The sequence below is a fragment of the Allorhizobium ampelinum S4 genome (assembly GCF_000016285.1).
In the GTDB taxonomy this organism is placed as follows: Bacteria; Pseudomonadota; Alphaproteobacteria; order Rhizobiales; family Rhizobiaceae; genus Allorhizobium; species Allorhizobium ampelinum.
On sequence record NC_011989.1, the window covers coordinates 2,706,826 to 2,727,763 of the forward strand.

The 20,938-nt window shown below is 57.2% G+C and carries 20 protein-coding genes and 2 pseudogenes; 17 read left to right on the forward strand and 5 right to left on the reverse strand.

From position 1 onward, the window contains the following. Nucleotides 1–127: 127 nt before the first annotated feature. The gene (locus AVI_RS12895; RefSeq protein ID WP_015916764.1) at nt 128–1,795 is read right to left on the reverse strand and encodes a formate--tetrahydrofolate ligase; all 1,668 of its coding nucleotides are present in this window, start codon (nt 1,793–1,795) and stop codon (nt 128–130) included. A gap of 911 nt (nt 1,796–2,706) precedes the next feature. Between AVI_RS12895 and AVI_RS12900 the strand changes: the two genes are divergently transcribed. Beyond that, nucleotides 2,707–3,384 (forward strand): helix-turn-helix transcriptional regulator, encoded by a 678-nt coding sequence (locus tag AVI_RS12900; RefSeq protein WP_187152360.1) that lies wholly within the window; start codon nt 2,707–2,709, stop codon nt 3,382–3,384. 135 nt (nt 3,385–3,519) lie between these two features. Further along, nucleotides 3,520–3,873, forward strand: coding sequence for a PAS domain-containing protein (locus AVI_RS12905; protein WP_041696930.1), 354 nt, complete (start codon nt 3,520–3,522; stop codon nt 3,871–3,873). Between the two features lie 38 nt (nt 3,874–3,911). Here AVI_RS12905 and AVI_RS12910 read toward each other — a convergent pair whose 3' ends face one another. Continuing rightward, nucleotides 3,912–5,021, reverse strand: a complete 1,110-nt coding sequence (locus AVI_RS12910) for a DUF2333 family protein (protein WP_015916767.1) — start codon at nt 5,019–5,021, stop codon at nt 3,912–3,914. Between the two features lie 191 nt (nt 5,022–5,212). Further along, nucleotides 5,213–5,791 (reverse strand): thymidine kinase, encoded by a 579-nt coding sequence (locus tag AVI_RS12915; protein WP_015916768.1) that lies wholly within the window; start codon nt 5,789–5,791, stop codon nt 5,213–5,215. Nucleotides 5,792–6,267: 476 nt separating this feature from the next. Here AVI_RS12915 and choX point away from each other — a divergent pair. The 5 genes and pseudogenes from choX (at nt 6,268) to AVI_RS12940 (ending at nt 10,611) form a co-directional block, all read left to right on the forward strand. After that, nucleotides 6,268–7,241 (forward strand): annotated as a pseudogene (gene choX, locus AVI_RS12920) (choline ABC transporter substrate-binding protein). Nucleotides 7,242–7,347: 106 nt separating this feature from the next. Then, on the forward strand, nt 7,348–8,193 hold the full coding sequence (gene choW, locus AVI_RS12925) for a choline ABC transporter permease subunit (protein ID WP_015916770.1): 846 nt from the start codon (nt 7,348–7,350) through the stop codon (nt 8,191–8,193). Then, nucleotides 8,190–9,233: a choline ABC transporter ATP-binding protein gene (gene choV, locus AVI_RS12930; protein WP_015916771.1), complete on the forward strand. Its 1,044-nt coding sequence runs from the start codon at nt 8,190–8,192 to the stop codon at nt 9,231–9,233. Before choW ends, choV begins: the two co-directional genes overlap by 4 nt. A 191-nt stretch (nt 9,234–9,424) precedes the next feature. After that, nucleotides 9,425–10,156 (forward strand): HugZ family pyridoxamine 5'-phosphate oxidase, encoded by a 732-nt coding sequence (locus AVI_RS12935; protein WP_015916772.1) that lies wholly within the window; start codon nt 9,425–9,427, stop codon nt 10,154–10,156. Between the two features lie 137 nt (nt 10,157–10,293). Further along, nucleotides 10,294–10,611 carry an ArsR/SmtB family transcription factor gene (locus AVI_RS12940; protein ID WP_015916773.1) on the forward strand — a complete coding sequence of 106 codons (318 nt, stop codon included), beginning with the start codon at nt 10,294–10,296 and terminating at the stop codon, nt 10,609–10,611. Nucleotides 10,612–10,976: 365 nt separating this feature from the next. On the opposite strand, the gene AVI_RS31135 is transcribed toward AVI_RS12940, so the two are convergent. Continuing rightward, nucleotides 10,977–11,153: a hypothetical protein gene (locus tag AVI_RS31135; RefSeq protein WP_156555058.1), complete on the reverse strand. Its 177-nt coding sequence runs from the start codon at nt 11,151–11,153 to the stop codon at nt 10,977–10,979. 330 nt (nt 11,154–11,483) lie between these two features. Between AVI_RS31135 and aptA the strand changes: the two genes are divergently transcribed. Further along, nucleotides 11,484–12,809 carry an omega-aminotransferase AptA gene (aptA, locus tag AVI_RS12950; RefSeq protein ID WP_041698146.1) on the forward strand — a complete coding sequence of 442 codons (1,326 nt, stop codon included), beginning with the start codon at nt 11,484–11,486 and terminating at the stop codon, nt 12,807–12,809. A 65-nt stretch (nt 12,810–12,874) separates the two neighbouring features. Here aptA and AVI_RS29645 read toward each other — a convergent pair. Continuing rightward, nucleotides 12,875–13,637: pseudogene (locus AVI_RS29645) on the reverse strand (IS5-like element IS869 family transposase). A gap of 323 nt (nt 13,638–13,960) precedes the next feature. Between AVI_RS29645 and AVI_RS12970 the strand changes: the two are divergent. From AVI_RS12970 to AVI_RS13010, 9 genes are all read left to right on the forward strand, one after another. After that, the gene (locus tag AVI_RS12970) at nt 13,961–14,920 is read left to right on the forward strand and encodes a hypothetical protein (RefSeq protein WP_015916775.1); all 960 of its coding nucleotides are present in this window, start codon (nt 13,961–13,963) and stop codon (nt 14,918–14,920) included. After that, on the forward strand, nt 14,910–15,176 hold the full coding sequence (locus tag AVI_RS12975) for a hypothetical protein (protein ID WP_041696936.1): 267 nt from the start codon (nt 14,910–14,912) through the stop codon (nt 15,174–15,176). The genes AVI_RS12970 and AVI_RS12975 overlap by 11 nt, the downstream gene beginning before the upstream one ends. Before the next feature lie 41 nt (nt 15,177–15,217). Further along, nucleotides 15,218–15,484, forward strand: coding sequence for a hypothetical protein (locus AVI_RS12980; RefSeq protein WP_041696938.1), 267 nt, complete (start codon nt 15,218–15,220; stop codon nt 15,482–15,484). 229 nt (nt 15,485–15,713) lie between these two features. Beyond that, nucleotides 15,714–16,820, forward strand: coding sequence for a branched-chain amino acid ABC transporter substrate-binding protein (locus AVI_RS12985; protein WP_015916776.1), 1,107 nt, complete (start codon nt 15,714–15,716; stop codon nt 16,818–16,820). Between the two features lie 283 nt (nt 16,821–17,103). Next, nucleotides 17,104–17,973, forward strand: coding sequence for an aldose 1-epimerase family protein (locus AVI_RS12990; protein ID WP_015916777.1), 870 nt, complete (start codon nt 17,104–17,106; stop codon nt 17,971–17,973). Then, nucleotides 17,970–18,632: a chloramphenicol phosphotransferase CPT family protein gene (locus AVI_RS12995; protein WP_015916778.1), complete on the forward strand. Its 663-nt coding sequence runs from the start codon at nt 17,970–17,972 to the stop codon at nt 18,630–18,632. The genes AVI_RS12990 and AVI_RS12995 overlap by 4 nt, the downstream gene beginning before the upstream one ends. A 19-nt stretch (nt 18,633–18,651) precedes the next feature. Beyond that, the gene (ade, locus tag AVI_RS13000) at nt 18,652–20,346 is read left to right on the forward strand and encodes an adenine deaminase (protein WP_015916779.1); all 1,695 of its coding nucleotides are present in this window, start codon (nt 18,652–18,654) and stop codon (nt 20,344–20,346) included. Nucleotides 20,347–20,400: 54 nt separating this feature from the next. After that, nucleotides 20,401–20,664 carry a type II toxin-antitoxin system Phd/YefM family antitoxin gene (locus AVI_RS13005; RefSeq protein ID WP_015916780.1) on the forward strand — a complete coding sequence of 88 codons (264 nt, stop codon included), beginning with the start codon at nt 20,401–20,403 and terminating at the stop codon, nt 20,662–20,664. Nucleotides 20,665–20,667: 3 nt separating this feature from the next. Further along, entirely contained in the window at nt 20,668–20,934 is a 267-nt protein-coding gene (locus AVI_RS13010; RefSeq protein WP_015916781.1) for a Txe/YoeB family addiction module toxin, read from the forward strand. Nucleotides 20,935–20,938 lie beyond the last annotated feature (4 nt).

Consider the following 20,938-nt stretch of genomic DNA (forward strand, 5'->3'; position numbering starts at 1 on the left):
CAGAAAAGACGCGCCTTAATTCGGACACTTATTAAACATGATTTTTTATGTCAAGATTAAAAACATGATTAAATAAATCATGTTATATTTTGCACTTTAGTGATGTAAAGCAACGCAGCACTATTCTTTAAAACAGGCCTTCGACCAGCCCATCATCATCAAGCCGGATGGTTTCGGCTGCCGGCTTTCTCGGCAGGCCGGGCATGGTCATGATATCGCCGGTGATAGCCACCACGAAACCGGCACCCGCTGATAGCCGCACGTCACGCACATGCACTTCATGGCCATCGGGAGCGCCGAGCAGCGACGGGTCGGTGGAGAAGGAATACTGGGTTTTGGCGATGCAGACCGGCAGGTCGCCATAGCCCATAGCCTCAAACTGGGATAGTTGGTCGATGACAGCGCGGTCCGCAGTGACACTCCCCGCACGGTAAATCCGCTTGGCGACGGTTTCGATCTTGGCAAACAGCGGCATGTCGTCCGGGTAAAGAGGCTGGAAATCGGCAATGCCGCTGTCGGCCATGGCCGCCACTTTCCTGGCCAGTTCCTCAATGCCCGCACCACCCTCGGCCCAATGACGGCAGAGCACGGCTTCGACACCGATGCTGGCGGCATAATCCTGAAGGGCGGCGATTTCCGCCGGCGTATCCGACAGGAAATGGTTGATAGCGACAATGACAGGCACACCAAAGCCCCGAACATTTTCCACATGCCGCCCAAGGTTGACAGCACCCCGGACCAGGGCGGCCACATCCTCGTGGCCAAGCTCCGTTTTGGCAACACCGCCATTCATCTTCAACGCCCGCACCGTAGCGACGATGACGGCAGCCGCCGGGCGCAAACCGGCCTTGCGGCATTTGATATCGAAGAACTTTTCAGCGCCAAGATCGGCACCAAAGCCCGCTTCCGTCACCACATAATCGGCAAGCTTCAGGGCTGCCCTCGTCGCCACCACCGAATTGCAGCCGTGGGCGATATTGGCAAACGGGCCGCCATGCACCAGCGCCGGATTGTTTTCCAGCGTCTGCACCAGATTGGGCTGCATCGCCTCTTTCAGCAGCACCGTCATGGCTTGATGGGCCTTGATATCACGGGCATGCACGGGCGTCTTGTCACGCCGGTAGCCGATGACGATCTGGCCCAACCGCTCTTCCAGATCAGCCAGATCGCGGGCCAGACAGAGGATGGCCATCACTTCGGAAGCAACCGTGATATCGAAGCCGGTTTCGCGCGGAAAGCCGTTGCGAACGCCACCCAGCGCCCCGACCATCTCGCGCAGCGCACGGTCATTCATGTCCACCACCCGGCGCCAGGCGATACGGCGCGTATCGAGATCCTGTTCATTGCCCCAGTAAATATGGTTATCGATCATCGCCGCCAGCAGGTTATGCGCGGAGGTGATGGCGTGGAAATCGCCGGTGAAATGCAGGTTAATGTCTTCCATCGGCACGACCTGCGCCCGCCCGCCACCGGCAGCGCCACCCTTCACCCCGAAACAGGGACCAAGCGACGGCTCACGCACGCAGACCATGGCCTTGGCGCCGATACGGTTAAGCCCGTCCACCAGGCCGACCGTGGTCGTGGTCTTGCCCTCGCCTGCTGGTGTCGGATTGATTGCCGTCACCAGGATGAGCTTGCCATCCTTGCGATCTTCAAGCGAATGCAGGAATGAAGCGCTGATCTTAGCCTTGTCATGGCCATAGGGCTGCAAATCACCGGGGCTGATTCCCAAACGCTCGCCAATCTGCGTGATCGCAAGCTTGGATGCTGCACGTGCAATTTCAATATCCGACATCAGCCTCTTAACCCTGTCTCTCCACCGTTTCCGGCACTTTTCCTTCAGGTCGCTCGCACTACAGCGCCGCGCATTGACCCTTTATATCAAGTCTTCAAGATGCTCACGCATCCCTGCCGCGAAAACATTGAAAATATCGCAAAGGCATCAGCTGCTTGAGATATTTGCAAAGGCAATACGATTGGCTATCTTCCATGGCGCATCGTATTACCGCATAATTCAGCGCGCCCGGTAGAGCGCGACACAAAAATTCTCGTGCCTGCGGAAAATCTCGGTCAATCCATGAAACAGCCCACCCCGACGAACTCATCGGCAGGGGCAAATGAACAGCCTAAATCATCATAAAGCCCTGCATGATGCATCCCATTTTAAAGTAGGATTTTACGGATAAGGAGTTATGCAGGCCCTAGTGCATCGATCCAAACGGAGGCTTCAGCCGAGTTTGGAAAAATCGATGCATAAACAAAAAATGAGTGCACGAAAGCATGAACGAAGTGAATGCGTCAGTGCACTAGGCGCGGTAAGCTCAACAGAAGGCGCTTATTTTCGCAAGACACGTTATTACCTTGACTTTTAGGGGGACCGGCGCTCATTTAACACTCACTTCAATGCATTTCCGACCGCATGGACGCGGAAGCGCCACAGTGGAAGAAATACAACCGAAGGCAAGCATCAGCACAACCATTTCAATTAAAGCGAAAGATATATATTTTTTCGCTAATGAGTTCACAGGGTTTTGAAAGACATTTTTTGAAATTAATCGATAAGAACTTTCGAAAGCTCTAGGATTTAATATATAAAATCCCCCTATATCCGCTTCGTCGCCAAACACACCGCCCTTACCTCAAATTCAGTCGCCCCACATGTTGATCGCCGAGCGCCAGACACTGCTCAGTACAGAAATAACCGCAATGGAAAGCCGTGAGCATTGTGCGGAGATCCTGCGCACTGTTGCCCAGGCGTTTGGCCTGTCGCATGGCAGTATCCTGCTCGCACCGTGTGCGACCGATGTGCATCTCCTGCCACTGGTCATGGAAACCACCTTGCCGATGGAATTCGGCCATGAATTCGACCGCCACCAATTTGTCAAATTCTGTCCGGTGGTCAAGAAATTCGCCGGCTCGATCCTGCCGCGAACCTGGGACATGAAATTCAGGGAACCCAATGACATGGCGGAGGAATGGCCGCCTGCCATGCGCGACCTGATGATGCGGTTCAAGCTGATCGTCGGCGTTGTCTTCATTTTCCCCTCCCTTGATTCCCGGCTGTATTTCATGCGGTTCGATGGGGATCGCTCACCTCTCTCCCAATGCGAGGTCAATGAACTGGGCATGCTGGCAATGGCGGTTTTCGACACCTATGACCGCCTCCGCCGCACCGAGTTGATGAATGTCGATGTTCTCTCCGTGCGCGAACTGGAAGTGCTTCGCTGGACGGCGCAGGGCAAAACCTCGGTAGAAATTGGCCAGATCCTCAGCCTCTCCGACCACACCATAAACGCGTATATGACAACAGCTATGAAAAAGCTGGATTGCGTCAACCGGACGCAATTGGTAGCAAAGGCCATTAGGCTGAAGCTCATTCAATAATTCATTTGCTTCAGCCAAGCCAAAAGGGAGGCTATTCACTTGGCTTGGCGCTCGAACAAACCGCGGCCTTGTCCGCTTCAGGATTTTCATTCAATTGGATTGCAGGAATGTGATGTCGTCAATCTAACCCATGCCATGAATATCTGTGGCTTCTGGCGACTGGATATAGATCAGGGTCATTTATATGGCACGCCGCATGTGTCGAAGCTCTACGAGCTAGACCATTCTGAAGGTCCATTGAATATAAAGGATTTTTGCGACCGCATGCACCCGCAGGACGTGGACCAGGTGATGGACAGCTATTATCGCGCCGGTACCAATCGCGGTGTTTTCCACAATATCCACCGGATCATCACCACAAGCGGTACCTTGAAATATATTCGCACCGTCGGTCTCTATTATCCGGTCGAGGGCGCATCCGGCGAATATCGCGGCATGCTGCATGAGTTGTTTCAACTGGAACCCACGGCAAGCTTCATCGAATTATAAGACATGGCCCGGCGGTCTGCCCGCCGGGCCATTGACAATCAGCGCTGCAGAACGGCTCGCAATTCCACCATATTGGCGCGCACGCGCAACGTGTAGAATCCCATAGTTGAAAGATGGTTCGGCATGAACAGGCCGTCCTCGCTGCCATTGGAGACAATCATCGGCTGAACCTTGAGTGCAGCTTCGAACTGCTTTTCCAGCTCTGCCCAGATCGCTGTCAGGTTACGCTCGCGCACCACGTCGATAAAATCGGCCTTTGCCGCCTGAAACAGCGCATACTGCCCATAGAGCTGACCATAAGCGAACCAGAAACGGTCGTCGGCCCGCGTGTCGAACCAGCCGCCATTATGCTCTTCGGAGCGGCGGCGCAGAATGTCGGATGTGTTGCCGAGGTCGCTGGCCAGGCCGTCGAGCAGTTTGACGAGATTGTCAGCCCGGGCATCGAACACTGCCTTGCAGGTTTCCAGATCGGAATTAAATCCACGCCAACTGGTGATTGCGGCGCGATAATAGCTTGGCGTCGGCGTCTTGAATCCGAACGGATTGGAGCCGAAATACCAGGTGCCTTCGTTGAACTGGATATTGCCACGCGCATCCTGCAGATCGGTGTTGATACCGGAAGTACCCCTCACCCGGCCAAGATCGTCGGCTAATACGATGCCAACCCGGCGCGCCACCTGATTGATACCGCGCTGGAACGAGGCCTTGTTGTCAAAGAACGGCGTGTCATCCCAGCTCATCCCGAACAGGCCAAGCTTGTAGAGCAGCGTCGAAGACACCCAGACATTCTGGTTGACGTTGGAATCCGTCAGATCGGCAACCGTGGTGACGATAGCGGAATTCTGGCAGGTGCCGGGCTTGTCGGCGATCTGCTGTCCGGCAGCGACCTTGCGGTCGGCAAAGCCAAAGGCCTTGGCAAAGGCCGGATCAAAGCCATACCAGACCTGCGTGCGCCACAAAAACTGCCCATAGGCCGCAATCAGCACCAGCACAATCAGCGCGACGGAACCACGGAAAATATAGGCACGCTTGCCCGCTTCGCTATGGCGGGCGCGGAAGGGCCAGGCCACCGCCGTATAGAGAAGATTACCGCTGCGCCGAAGCGCTCCCCAGAGCCCTCGGAAAAACCCCGTTAGCGCATTCAGCATCTGCCCTGTCTCCCGTCCTGTGGTCATGGCAACGGCGGACGCACGGCGTCCGGTCACTGCTCAACAGATATGTCTGCCCATCAACAATAACAACGACAAACCGCGTTTTTAACGACACAAGGTTCTCAGGTGGCGATATTTTTGAAAAACAACCGGTTGGACTTGTCGACTGTCAAATATCAGCGCACGCTTCACCCATTGAACAGTTCATCCCAATGCAGGCGGCAGAAGGACACATATTTCTCGTTGCCGCCAACTTCGATCTGCGCACCCTCGCGCATCACCTGGCCGCTCGCATCGAAGCGGGCATTCATCGTCGCCTTGCGGCCGCAATGGCAGATCGTGCGGATTTCGCGCAATTCGTCGGCAATCCCCAGCAGCAACCGAGAGGCCGGAAACAGCTGGCCCTGGAAATCCGTGCGCAGGCCATAGGCCATGACCGGAATATGCAGGCGGTCGGCAATCCGCGCCAATTGCCAGACATGGTGCTCGCTCAAAAAATTGGCCTCGTCGACAAAAACGCAGGCAATCGGCTCGCTTGCATGCATGGCCTCGACCACGGCAAACAGATCGGTGCCCGGCTCGAAGGTTTCGGCGGGGCTGGAAAGCCCAATGCGGGAAGCGACCCGCCCGCGCCCGGCTCGATCATCCAGTGCGGCGACAAAAATTACCGTGCGCATACCGCGCTCCTGATAATTGTAGGAGGCCTGCAACAGCATGGTGGATTTACCGGCATTCATGGCGGCATAATTGAAATACAGCTTGGCCACTGGCACCAGCTCCCTGCGGTTCATCTTTTATACAAAGTCACGACGATGCTAACGCATCCTCGACGGACAAAAATTTCGAATACCTAAAATACATCAGAGGCTTGAGCTATCCGAAAACGGCATACGACCCACCATTTCAATGACAGTTCGCATTCGCGCCGCCATGCAGCACAAAAACGAGGCGGTTTTAACCCGCAAAATCGAAAATCCCACGATTTCTGTCGGGATTTCGACAAGAGTTTAGACAAGACCGCGCCACAAAATCCTATCCCGGAAGGCATCGTCATAAAAAAATTCAACCATACGGATGCCTTCCTGCTCCGCACCCGAGCAGCCCGGATTTGCGGCTATAGAGCACATTTTCAGGTCGGGATGACAAAATGTCGCAAATACCCCCTATGGACCGGCGCGAACACGCAGGCTTGCCTCGGCTGTTTATGTATTCATAATGACGGGAACTAAAAAAGGAGCAGAATATGCCGATTGCCAAGACACTGAAATTTGCACTGCCGAAATACGCTCTGGCCTTGGCCGGATGCGTCGCAGCATTCAGCCCGGCTGCCTTTGCGGCGGAAGCCGCCAGTTGCGGCACCGTTCGCATCTCGGATGTCGGCTGGACGGACTTGGCCTCCACCAATGCCTCCTTCGTCACCGTTCTGGAGGCATTGGGTTACAAGGCCGACGTCAAGACGCTCGGCGTGCCCGTGACCTATTCCTCAATGAAGAACAAGGATATCGACGTCTTCCTTGGCAATTGGATGCCAGCCCAGAAGGAAGCCATCCAGCAATATATCTCGATGACAAGTCGATCGACAGTGTCGCCGTCAATCTCGAAGGCGCAAAATACACGCTGGCCACCAACGCCGCTGGCGCCAAGCTCGGCATCAAGAGCTTCAAGGATGTCGCTGCTCACAAGGCCGAACTTGATGGCAAGATTTACGGGATCGAGCCGGGCAATGAAGGCAATGGCATGATCGTGTCGCTGATCGAGGGCGACAAATTCGGCCTCAAGGGCTTTAACGTCGTGGAGTCCTCCGAACAGGGCATGTTGAGCCAGGTGACCCGCGCCGACAAGGAAAACAAGCCGGTGATCTTCCTGGCCTGGGCACCACATCCGATGAACACCGCCCACCAGATCACCTATCTCGCCGATGGCGACGACACGGTGTTCGGCCCCAATTACGGTGGAGCGACAGTCTATACGGTGGCGCGCGGCGGCTATGCCAAGGAATGTCCAAATGTCGGCAAGCTGCTGACCAACATGAAGTTTTCGCTCGACATGGAAAATGCCATCATGGGCAAGATCCTCGATGATGGCGAAGACGCCGACAAGGCTGCCAAGACCTGGCTGAAGGCCAACCCAACCGTGATCGAGCCCTGGCTGGCTGGCGTCACCACCAAGGATGGCAAGGACGGCCTGGCGGCGGTCAAGACCAAGCTTGGCTTGTAAGCACCACTGAACGATAGCGCCAGGGCGAAACATTGCGCCCTGGCATCGCTATTCTTTATTCTCTTTTTTACGCATTTCCTGCAAATGCTCGAAAGGATGCGTTTCAGTGGATTGGCTGACTGATTTCAAAATTCCCATCGGCCCCACCGCCAAAGTCGTTGTTGACTGGCTGACGGCCAACGGAGCCTGGTTTTTCGACTGGCTCTCCCACCTCATTTCAAGCAGTATCGATGGCGTTCTGTTCGTGCTGCAATATCCCAACCCGCTGGTGACAGCACTTGCCATCAGCATTATCGCCTGGCTGCTGCGCCGCTCCCTTCTCGTGGCGATCTTCACCTTTCTCGGCCTGGCGCTGATCATCAACCAGGGCTATTTCAAGGAAACCACCGAGACGCTGGCGCTGGTTCTGGCCTCCACCGCCGTCTGTATGCTGATCGGCGTGCCGCTCGGCATCCTGGCCGCGCGCCGCGCATGGATCTACGCCCTCATGCGCCCGGTCCTGGACCTGATGCAGACCATCCCGACCTTCGTCTATCTCATCCCGGCGCTGATCCTGTTCGGGCTCGGCATGGTGCCCGGTCTGATCGCCACGGTGATCTTTGCCGTCCCCTCACCCATTCGTCTGACCCGGCTCGGCATCGTCTCCACCCCTTCCTCCCTGGTGGAAGCTGCCGTTGCCTTCGGCGCCACGCCCACCCAGGTGCTGCGCAAGGTGGAATTGCCCTATGCCCTGCCACAGATCATGGCAGGACTGACCCAGACCATCATGCTGTCGCTGTCCATGGTGGTGATTGCCGCGCTGGTCGGCGCTGCCGGTCTCGGCGTTCCGGTGGTGCGGGCGCTGAATACCGTCAATATCGCCAGGGGTTTCGAAGCCGGCCTTTGTATCGTCATCCTGGCAATCATTCTGGATCGGATGTTCCGCATTCCATCGGCGGGAGATGACCAATGAGCGATGCAGTCATCTTCGGAAATGTCGACATCATATTCGGCGATCGGCCACAAAAGGCACTTGCCCTGGTCGATCAGGGCCGGACACGCGACGAGATCAACAAGGAAACCGGCCTGATCCTCGGCGTGGCCAATGCCTCGCTGACTTTGAAGGAAGGCGAAATCCTGGTGCTGATGGGCCTGTCCGGCTCCGGCAAATCGACACTGCTGCGGGCCGTCAACGGCTTGGCGCCCGTGGTGCGCGGCTCGGTGTCGGTTAAGTCGCGCAATGGCTTTGTTGATCCCTACCAGGCCAGCCGCAAGGCGTTGCGCGACCTGCGCATGCACAGCGTCTCGATGGTGTTCCAGCAATTCGGCCTGCTGCCTTGGCGCAGCGTTGCCGACAATATCGGCTTCGGGCTGGAATTGGCGGGCGTTGGCGAAAAGGAGCGGCGGAAAATCGTTGCCGAGCAATTGGAATTGGTCAACCTGACGCAATGGGCCGACCGCAAGGTGGACGAATTGTCCGGTGGCATGCAGCAGCGGGTCGGCCTGGCCCGCGCCTTTGCCACCGGCGCACCGATCCTGTTGATGGACGAACCGTTCTCGGCGCTCGATCCGCTGATCCGCACACGCTTGCAGGATGAATTGCTGGAATTCCAGCATCGACTAAAAAAGACCATCCTGTTCGTCAGCCACGATCTGGATGAGGCCTTCCGGATTGGCAACCGCATCGCCATCATGGAAAGCGGCAGGATCATCCAATGCGGCACGCCGCAGCAGATCGTCCAGAACCCGGCGGATCAATATGTCGCCGATTTCGTGCGCAACATGAACCCGATCAGCATGTTGACGGCGAGAGATGTCATGACTGCCGGTACCAGTCACACGCCGGGTCTCGGCGTCACCGCCACCGCCGCGCCGGAAACGCCGCTGATCGATATTCTTGACGCCATGGCCCGCCAGCCCGGCCTGGTCGGCGTGGTGGAGAACGGCACGGTGATCGGCGCGATCGGCGCGCAGGATGTGGTCTCGGCTCTAACCCGGCACCGCCAGACCTGACGTAGAAAGAGGCGCAGAACGACGCCATTTAGCCGAGGGCCGCTGCTTACGGTATCATGCGTTTATTAAAACCCGTGATGCCATGAGCGGCGGCCCTTGACGCTTTCCCGCTAGGGAACGCTGGGATATGGTTGAAGCTCCGCTCTGCCCACAAGCAGCACGCACCCAGCCGCAAACCATGAGACAGCCCGATGATCGACCGCCCCTCTCCCATCCGTCCAACTGATGACGAGGCGCGGCGCCAGGCGCGGACCCTGTTGCGCAGCGCCACCCATGTTCCCCTGGGCGTTCTCGATCCGCAAACCGGTGGGCCTTTCGTCAGTCGCGTGCTGATGGGCACCATGCCGGATGGAACGCTGACCGTTCTGGTCTCACGCCTCTCGGCTCATACCCGGGCCATGCTGGCCGATCCGCGCGTATCGCTGCTGGCCGGCGAACCCGGCAAGGGTGATCCCCTCGCCTATCCGCGTCTCACCGTTCAATGCCTTGCAAGCCCGGTGGACCCCGATAGCGACATTCATCAGGCGATGCGTTGCCGCTTTCTGGCCCGTCATCCCAAGGCAAAGCTCTATATCGATTTTCCGGATTTTCTGTTTTTCCAGCTCATGCCGCAACGTGCCGCCATGAACGGCGGGTTCGGAAAAGCCTTCCTGCTGGATGGAGAGGATTTGTTGATTCGAACAAAGCTTACGTTCGCCGACGGTAAAACCGAGGCTCAAACCATACAAGATTTAGGGTATGGACTTCTGCAAATCATAAAAAATCCCCCTTATCATAAGGGGCAAAAGCCGAAGGGAAAAGTCACAATCTGCGGGTTGGATGCGTCGGGAATCGACTTTTTTTGGGGTAAAAGGCTGTTTCGATGCGAATTTGAGCGTGAAATTGTGTCTTTGGACACACACCCTTCACTCCAATCTAATTAAGATGAAACGATACCTTAAATTTAGGCATATACAATCCTCCTCATATTGCTAGACTCAAGGCGTAGGGTTTCTTGTGGGATGCAACAACCAGGGCCTGCCATGTGTGCAGGCCAATCGCTTCAAAGGAAGATTGAGAGATGAAAGCCAATGACTTGTCTGATCACTCGAATGCGGCTGCCGGCCTCCTCACGGCCATGGCCAATCCTAAGCGACTGATGATTCTCTGCAGCCTGGTTCAAGGTGAGGTGCCGGTTGGCGTCTTGGCCTCGCAGGTTGGCTTGAGCCAGTCAGCGCTGTCCCAGCACCTGTCCAAGCTTCGCGCCCAGAAGCTGGTCAAGACCCGCCGCGATGCCCAGACCATCTATTATTCCAGCACGTCGGATGCCGTCATGAAAGTGCTCGGCACGCTCGAGGATATATTCTGCCATCAGGAAAGCAGCAGAAACGCTGCTTGAATGATAACGCTGACATAACAGCTTAATCTAAAATAAAAGGCGGCTTGATGTTAAAAATACATCGGCCGCCTATCCTATTCTTGACTGAACCGCGGGAAACAGATCAGCAGGACATCAGCCAGCGCGCATCTGCATTAATGGCTATTCCTGACAGCTAGCTGAACAGGCAATCTGCTTTATAAAATTTCAGATTTTCAAAACCCGTTGGCGACCTATATTTTGGCGCTCGTCTGATGTCGCAAGCAGGCCTGTCCGGCCAGCAGATGACAGACCCCGAACCACCAATGCAGTTCGGAGCCCGCTCTCTTCAAAAAAAGCGTCTATTCCTACTCCCGCACACTTCAAATCCCGTGGGATTGAGAGAGTTATGCAGCAGTGGCCGCCGGTCGATCGATGCTGTCGAACTGCCCTTCGATCCTGCATCTGATCATGCTGGCATATACCCATGGCGAGCTTGTGCCGACCTTGCCCGCTGAACGTGCAATCCGCGATGCTTCCGTATTTTGCGTTTTATCAAATGCAGAAAAACGCTGCGCCGTCATCGCGTTTCAACTCCATTTCCTTCTTTTTCCCATTCTGGTTTGAGGAGGACATTATGCATCAGGATAAACACTGACTTCGCTGATTATTCAGGATAGCCGCCCTCTGGCCGCTTGACGGCACAAGGCCGGCTGCTAGTTTGACCGCGCGGTAAATTTATGCGGAGCGGCTGGCCTAGATGGACGGCTGATTTGCCAGTTACAGCGCCATATGTCCATGTCACTGCGGCGTGACCTTCAATATGTGAAGACACGAACCCGCAGCCGATTGAACCACCGGATATGGCCCCGAAACCACTGACAGGGCCCGCGGAAAGGGCCATGGAGAGCATCATGTCCAATCGCACCACTATTCCCAACGACCTGCGCGCCTTCTGGATGCCGTTTACCGCCAATCGCCAATACAAGCAGGAGCCGCGCCTGTTCGTTGGCGCCAAGGACATGTATTACACCACCCATGATGGCCGTCAGGTTCTGGATGGCACGGCAGGTCTGTGGTGCGTCAACGCCGGCCATTGCCGCCCTCTGATCACCGAGGCGATCCGTCAGCAGGCGGGCGAACTGGATTACGCCCCCGCCTTCCAGCTCGGCCATCCCAAGGCCTTCGAGCTGGCCAACCGCCTGGTGGATATCGCTCCTGCCGGCATGGAGCATGTGCTTTACACCAATTCCGGCTCCGAATCGGTCGAGACCGCGCTGAAGGTGGCGCTGGCCTATCACCGCGTCAAAGGCAATGGCTCGCGCTTCCGCCTGATCGGCCGCGAGCGCGGCTATCACGGCGTCAATTTCGGCGGCATTTCGGTGGGTGGCATCGTCTCCAACCGCAAGATGTTCGGCACGCTTTTGACCGGCGTCGACCACATGCCCCATACCCATTTGCCAGAAAAGAACGCCTTCACCAAGGGACAGCCGGAGCATGGTGGCGATCTGGCAGCCGAGCTGGAGCGCATCGTCACCCTGCATGACGCCTCCACGGTTGCTGCCGTTATCGTCGAGCCGGTCGCAGGCTCCACCGGCGTGCTGATCCCGCCGAAGGGCTATCTGCAAAAGCTGCGCGATATCTGCACCAAGCACGGTATCCTGTTGATTTTCGATGAAGTCATCACCGGCTATGGCCGTCTTGGCGCGCCGTTTGCCGCCCAGTATTTCGATGTGACGCCGGACATTATCGTCACCGCCAAGGGCCTGACCAATGGCGTCATCCCGATGGGCGCGGTGTTCGTGACATCAGAAATCCACGATGCCTTCATGTCCGGCCCGGAACACATGATCGAGTTCTTCCACGGCTATACCTATTCCGGCAACCCGATTGCCTCAGCCGCAGCGCTTGGCACGCTCGACACCTACCGGGACGAAGGCCTGCTGACCCGCGCCAGCGAACTCGCCCCCTATTGGGAAGAACAGCTTCACAGCCTTGCCGACTGCCCCAATGTCATTGATATCAGAAATATTGGCCTGATCGGCGCCGTGGAGCTGAAACCCATCGACGGCGAACCCACCAAACGCGCCTTCAACGCCTTCCTGAAGGCCTATGAAGACGGATTGCTGATCCGCACCACCGGCGACATCATCGCCCTGTCACCGCCGCTGATCATCTCCAAGGCCGAAATCGACCAATTGATCGACAAGCTGCGCAAGGTGCTGATGAGCAATATCTGACGGCGGTTACGCGTTAGACATGATAAAGGCGGCGGGTTTCCTGCCGCCTTTTTTAGGCCGTAGACTCATAACGATCTGATCCAAATTCTTGCTGCTGCCAATTTGACAGCGGCGAGAAAGTTCAATGGGTCTTTGTCGTAACGGGTTGCGATGCCTCTGAACTGTTTGAGTTTGCTGAAGAAACGCTCAACGAGATTGCGCTGTCGGTAAACCCATTGGCTGAAAGGGAAGCTTCCCTTCCGATTGCTCTTGGCAGGAATATTGGCCCATGCCTGCCTTTGCTTTGCAAATGCTCTGATCGCGTTGGTATCGTAGGCCTTGTCCGCCAGCAGGATCGCACCCTTGGAGATTGTCTGTAACAATGGTTCTGCCATGCGACCATCATGGGCTTGACCGGCTGTGAGTGCGAGACGGATCGTCGGCCATCGGCGTCGACAACGGCGTGGATTTTGGTGGTCAAGCCGCCACGGGAACGTCCCATGCAGCCATCGTGTTGATCCCCCTTTTTCCCGTGGCCGCATGTTGATGAACACGGACACAGGAGCTGTCGATCATAACGATATCGCCGTCGAAAGCCTTGGAAATCTCGCCCAGAACATGATCCCAGACACCCGCCTTTCGCCATCGCACGAACCGGTTGTAGCAGGTTGTATATGGACCATATCGATCAGGAACGTCTGCCCAGGGTGAACCTGTCCGAAACCGCCACAAGATGCCGTTGATCACCCGCCGGTCGTCAACCCGTGGCACCCCACGCGGCTTGTTGGGCAACAAGGGCTGGATGACAGTCCATTCGAAATCGGTGAGATCAAACCGGCGACGGGTCATGAGAGGCCTCCAAATCAAGGCCTCAGTGAATCAAAATCAGGCCGATTTGCAAACCCGGTTTATGAGTGTGCGGCCTAATAGAAGTTGGTGCCTCTGAACAAAGTGTTGAAGCAGTTCATACGCTTGCTATATGTCGCTTTCAGAAGGCATCCAGTCGCTTCAACTTGCGACACACACTCTTATTTTCAAGCACTTCTGGATGGAATCTCGTTGCGAACGTCTCCCTAAAATGATCTAATTGCGTCATGATCGATATTTTGTAGCGCTCCGCCGGGAATAGAGACATATCCTGCCGAGGCTTTCGAAAATGGGGGGAATTGTGCATGGATATCACCGCATCTGCTGCATCCGTCTCCGGCTTGTCGCTGCAAGCAAAGCTTGAAATTGTCCTGCGCAAGGCAGCCGCCCTCCTCCCTGCCGATATCGGCAACCGGCTGCTGGCGCTTGTCACCCCCACGTCACTTGCCATCATGGCGGGGGTCGTACTGATCTGGGCGGGATCGCATTTTGTCGGCGTCGGTGAAATTGCCGATGTGATCCTTCTAGCCGCTGGCTGGCTGATGATCGGAACGGCAGCGGTGCAAGGCGGCGAAAAGCTTTTGGATTTCGCGGTTGGCACACATTCCGCCAAGACCACCGCAGATCTGGACAAAGCGGCAAAGGATCTGGCGGATGCCATCACCATTCTCGGTGTCGATGTCGTGCTTGGGCTGCTGCTCAAGGGCAAGCCGAAAGGAACGTTCAAGAGCGTCCAAGGCACGATGCCAAGCTATAGTCAGTTCACTCGAGCCATGCCTAAAGCCGGACCAATGCGGATCTACGAGGCAAAACTGGTGTTCTCGCGCAGCAAATTCGCCGGACAGGGCGGCACCCGGCCGGACAATGTCGCGACCATCGGCCGCGACTTCTTTCCGGGAGCGAAACCTTTTCCAGAGGTTATCCGGTCCGTTCGCCAGACGGTCTATCACGAGCGTATCCATCAGCGGCTGACACAAGCCTTTTCCCTGCTCGGTCGTCCCGGTCTTTATATGAAGATGGGCGCTTACAAGCGCTCCTATATCCTGCGCTATATAGAGGAAGCCGCCGCCGAGGCCTACGGACTGGCCCGCACTGGCGGTGCGCGCCCAGGCGAACTTTCGGCAATCCAGTTCCCGCTGAACGGCAATTACGGCATCACCGTCGCCAAGATGGGCGAGGAAGCCAAAGGGGTTTTGCTCGGCCCGATCGCGGTGGGCGGCGCCACATACAACGCCTTTTACGGGGCAGCACACAATGATCACTGAGCAGCAAGCGATCGAGGCTGCCGAGCGTTTCTTGACGCAACGAAAATACACGCCTTGGGACGAGACCTCGGTCCGGGTGACATTTTCCGAAATTGAGAACCGCTCGACATTCGTGGTCTCTGCCTACGACGCCGTTCCGCCCGGGGAAGAAGAGTGGATGCAGCCCCCGCCGGTGCCTGTCGCCTATCTCGTCGATGCCATCGGCGGCATCGTATACGGCGTTGAAACCGAGCGTGGACGCACGGTGTTCGGTTGATCTCCTGCGCGAGCGCCGACCATACTATGGCTTGATCGAAGATGCTCGCTGAGGAAGAGGCACGAGAGGCGGTGCGCCAATTCCTGGCGCAAAGGCATCACGCGCCCTTGCGGGAGAGCCTGACGACGGCTGAGCGACAAGTGATCGAAGACCGCGATGCCTGGGTGATCAGTGGGGTGTCAGAAGATTCTCCTGCCGACGAAGACTGGATGTATTTTCTCATTCAGCTGACACTTTATTTCGTCGATGCCGCAACAGGCAGCGTGTTTGGCTACCAAGCCGGAAGCAGCCGCACGATCTTCAAGTGAAGAATTTTAGTTTGGCTTGATTGCTCCTCTTCCAACGGTCGCCGATAGATGAAATTTTCCAGTATCTGGCCCCGCTTAACGAGACATATTGATCGATGGCCTTAGATAGACGGCCTTCCGGTCTTCAGGGTTTTCCGTTACATCCACAGTCAATGCGGGGAACGAAACAGAACAACCCGAAAGGCGTGCAAACCGGCATAGATCGGAACGCTGACCCAAGGAGACGACAATGAAACTTCATCTTTTGGCGAGCGCTGCCTTTGCCGCCCTTCTCGCCGCTGCCCCCGCAGCCCATGCCGATATTACCATCGGTCTGATGGCGCCGCTGACCGGACCGTTGGCGGCCATTGGCGCGCAGATCAAGAATGGCACGGAAACCGCGATTGCCGATATCAATGCCAAGGGTGGCATCAAGGGCGAAAAGCTGGTGCTGAAGACCGCTGACGATGCGGGCGAGCCGAAGCAAGGCGTGTCCGCTGCCAACCAGTTGGTTGGCGAAGGCGTGCGTTTCGTGGTCGGCCCGGTGACGTCAGGCGTCGCCGTTCCGGCCTCCGACGTGCTGGCGGAAAACGGCGCGCTGATGGTCACCCCGACCGCCACGGCCCCAAGCCTGACCAAGCGCGGGTTGCCAACCGTGCTGCGCACCTGCGGTCGTGACGACCAGCAGGCCGATGTGGCGGCCAAATATGTGCTGGCCCATTTCAAGGACAAGAAAATCGCCATCCTCAATGACAAGGGCCAGTATGGCAAGGGTCTGGCGGATGCCTTCAAAGCCGCGCTCAATGCCGATGGCGTCAAGGAAGTGTTCAACGATTCACTGACCGCAGGTGAAAAGGATTTCAGCGCGCTCGTCACCCGGTTAAAGTCGGCCAATGTCGAAGTACTGTATTTTGGCGGCTATCATCCAGAAGCAGGACTGCTGGTGCGCCAGATGAAGGATGCCGGGCTGAAAGCCGTGGTGGTGGCGGGTGATGGCCTCTCCAACAGCGAATATACCACTGTCGGCGGTGACGCTGCCAATGGCACGCTGTTCACCAATGCCGCCGACGCGCTGAAAAACCCGGATTCCAAGGTTGCCGCCGATGTGCTGACCGCCAAAGGTATCCCGGCGGAGGCCTTCACGCTCAACGCCTATGCCGCCGTGCAGGTCATTGCCGCTGGTATCGAAAAGGTCGGTAGCGCCGAAGATGCCGAAGCCGTCGCCACCGCGATCAAATCCGGCGACGCAATCCCCACCGCCATTGGCAAGCTGACCTATGGCGAAACCGGCGACCTCACCTCGCAGAGCTTCTCCATGTACAAATGGGAAGGTGGCAAGACCGTCGCGGCTGAGTAATTCAGTTGTAACATTAAAGCGTGTTGCGGCTTATCAGCCTCAAGCAACACGCTTTAAGCTTTTGTTTTTACGCATGTCGTTACCGCAAAACCGCTGCACACTTTTGCGCGACATGCTCTAGACGCGGATGTCACCATCCGCGTCTAATGCCGTTTATGTGCCATGAAGAGCGGGTAAAGTTTTCTCCGTACCTCTTCATATACGTTTCTGCATTGCATAAGTTTTCCCGACATCACCACGCATGACTATTCCAGCCCACGCCCAGCTTATGAAAGACACGCCCATGCCTACACTGACCGAGATCGGCAATGACCAGCTTACCGTGCAGATCTCCTCGCTTGGCGCGGAGATGCAGTCCCTTCGCACAAAAGACGGCCAATCGCTGCTCTGGCATGGCGATGCGGCCTATTGGGGCGGGCGTTCGCCCATTCTGTTTCCGATTGTTGGCAAGGCCAAGGACGATACGCTGCTGATCGATGGCAAACCATACTCCATGGCCCAGCATGGCATTGCCCGACGCCGCGAGTTTACGCTGCTGGAGGCCGGAGCCGATGTCTGTCGCCACGAACTGACCGCCGGTGATGAAACCAAAGCCGCTTATCCTTTCGATTTTTCGCTGGTGCTGGAACACCGGCTACATGGCGCGGCCCTGACGGTTGCCGCCACGGTCAGCAATCGTAGCGACACGCCCATGCCCTATGGCCTCGGTTTCCACCCGGCTTTTCTCTGGCCCTTGCCGGGGGCAGAGGGCAAGCCGCATACGATCACCCTGGAAAATGGCGCAGAACCGCCCCTGCTCCGGCTGGGCGGTGGCCTGCTGGCCGAGGAAGCCCGCCCTTCGCCTTTCCATGCCGGGCGGCTGGTGCTGGACAAGAGCCAGTTCGAGGAAGACGCGATGATCTTTCCCGAAGGTGCCGGAACGGAGTTGACCTATCGCGCCGAGGATGCGGCCAGCCTGCATTTCCACTTTGAAAACCTGCCCAATCTGGCGCTCTGGCAAAAGCCCGGCGCGCCCTTCATTTGCATCGAGCCATGGCACGGCATGGCCGCCCGCCATGGCAAAAGTGGCGAACTGACGGAGCGGCCCTATACCGTCATACTCGCCCCCGGCGACAGCGCCCGCCACGGCTTTACCGTGACCGTCGAGGCGTGAGGCTGGACACAGAGCGGGAGATCGGTTCGGCGGGACAGATCCTGATCCTGAACGGCGCACCGCGTTCCGGTAAGTCCAGCATTGCAAAGGTGGTGCTGGACAGTTTTCCGGGCCTCTGGGTCAATCTTGGCGTTGATGCACAGATGGCCACGATCAGCGAACAACACAGGCCCGGCATCGGCCTGCGGCCGGGGGGCGAGCACCCGGAAAAAGAAGCGGTCGTGCAGCAACTATATGCCGCCCTGCATGAAACGATTGCCGCCCATAGCCGGCTCGGGATCAATGTGGTGGTCGATGTGGGCTATCACCAGGCCTATTCGCGGCCTCTGCATATCCTGGATGATTGTGCGCGGCGGCTGGCTGGCCTGCCGGTGCTGTTCATTGGTGTGCATTGCGCGCTCACGACAATCATGGCCCGCCGGGCCGCGTCCCCCTCGAATGGCACAATAAATTATTTGCAAGGCTCAGCGGACGATCCAGTGCCGGAACCCGTACAACGCTGGCAAATGGCTGTGCATGAGCACGGCCCCTATGATCTGGACGTCGATACCACAGACAAGACGCCTGAAGATTGTGCTAGAGAGATTCTGACATTGCTGGCTAAGGATCGCCCACAGCCCAGCTTTTTCGAGCGGCGTTTGTCGCTCATCCAGACCTGAGACCGAAGGAGCCACATCCATGAGCCCATTGGAACGCCGTATCGACCAGGGCGTCGGCCGCGAAACCGCTGATATCGTGCTGAAAGGCGGCCGGTTTTTCGATCTCGTCACCGGTGATCTGGTGGAAAGCGATATTGCCATCTGCGGCGATACCATTGTCGGCACCTGCGGAACCTACCAGGGCCGCGAGGAAATCGACATATCCGGCAAGATCGTCGTGCCGGGTTTTATCGACACGCATCTGCATATTGAAAGCTCGCTGGTCACGCCACATGAATTCGACCGCTGCGTGCTGCCTTACGGCGTCACCACAGTGATCTGCGATCCCCATGAAATTGCCAATGTGCTGGGCACCGAAGGCATCGAGTTCTTCCTGGAATCGGCGCTGGAAACCATCATGGATATCCGCGTGCAGCTGTCCTCCTGCGTGCCCGCGACCCATCTGGAAACCTCGGGCGCGGACCTGCCCATCGAGCGGCTTTTGCCATTCCGCGACCATCCGAAGGTGATCGGCCTTGCCGAATTCATGAATTTTCCCGGCGTGATCCATAAAGACCCGATCTGCATGGCCAAGCTGGAAGCCTTTCAGGGCGGCCATATCGATGGTCATGCGCCGCTGCTGCGCGGTAACGATTTGAACGGCTATCTCTCGGCGGGTATTCGCACCGAGCATGAATGCACCACGGCGGAAGAAGCCCTGGAGAAGATCCGCAAAGGCATGCATATTCTGGTGCGCGAAGGCTCGGTTTCCAAGGATTTGCACGCCCTGATGCCAATCATAACCGAGCGGCTGTCGCCCTTTCTGGCGCTCTGCACCGATGACCGCAACCCGCTGGATATCGCTGAACAAGGTCATCTGGATTATATGATCCGCACGGCCATTGCCCATGGTGTCGAGCCGCTGGCCATCTACCGTGCCGCCTCCATCTCAGCGGCCCGCGCCTTTGGCCTGCGGGATCGCGGCCTGGTCGCCCCCGGCTGGCGGGCCGATCTGGTGGTGGTGGACAGTCTGGAAAACTGCAAGGCCGAGACCGTTTTTGCGAGCGGTCGCCGCGTCACCGATGCGCTGTTTGCCACCCGCAAGCCGGTTGCCCCGGTTGGCCTCGACAGCGTCAAGGCCCGGATCGTCAAGTCAGCCGATTTCGCCGTGCCTGTCAGTGACGGCGAAGTGCCTGTCATGGGCGTGTTGCCGGGCAAGATTATCACCGAATATCGCCGCTACCACCTGCCCGCATCCGGCAACCAGACCAGCGTCGATCTCGACCGCGACATCATCAAGGTTGCCGTCATCGAGCGGCATGGCAAAAACGGCAACCACGCCAATGGCTTTGTACAGGGCTTCGGGCTGAAAAAGGGCGCCATCGCCTCCACCGTCGGCCATGACAGCCACAATATCTGCGTGGTCGGCGTCAGTGAGGATGACATGACCATGGCCGCCAACCGCCTCTCCGACATCAAGGGCGGCTTCGTGGTGGTGGAAGACGGCAAGGTGACAGGCGAAATCCCCCTGCCCGTCGCGGGCCTGATGAGCCTTGAGCCCTTCGAGAGCGTGCGCGACACTCTCCATGAACTGCGCCAGGCCGCTTACGCGCTCGGCACCACCTTGCAGGAGCCGTTTTTGCAGGTCGCCTTCCTGCCGCTGCCGGTCATTCCGCATTTGAAGATTTCCGACAAGGGCATGGTGGATGTCGATAAGTTTATGCTGATTGGGTGAGTGATTGCACCGACCTTCGACTTGTACTATATTCAGTACAAGTGGGAGATCCTGATGGACACTGTGTTTTTTTCCAAAGCCCGGGCCGAACTGGCCGGGCTGCTCGACAAGGTGAACGAGGATGCATCGGCTGTGGAGATCGTGCGCCGGGACAAGCCCTCTGCCGTGCTTATGAGCAAGGAAGAATATGAGAGCATGGTGGAAACTCTGCATCTCCTCTCCTCGCCCGCCAATGCCAGCCGTCTGCTGAAGGCGAAACAGGCTATAGAAGCAGGCCGCTTTTCCCCGCGCCACCTCCCTGATCTGGATGACGCCTGATCCATGCTGGTCGCCTTTACAGATGAAGGCTGGGAAGATTACTGCTTCTGGCAGGAAACCGATCCCAAAACGGCGCAGCGGATCAATGCCCTGCTAAAGGACACCAAACGCCATCCCTTTTCCGGCATTGGCAAGCCAGAGCCACTGAAAGGCCAGTTCAAAGGCTTCTGGTCACGCCGCATCAGCCAGGAACACCGCCTGGTTTATGCGGTGAAAGGTCAGGATAGCGATCAAGTGCTGATCGTGGCGCAATGCCGCTATCATTATTGAAAAA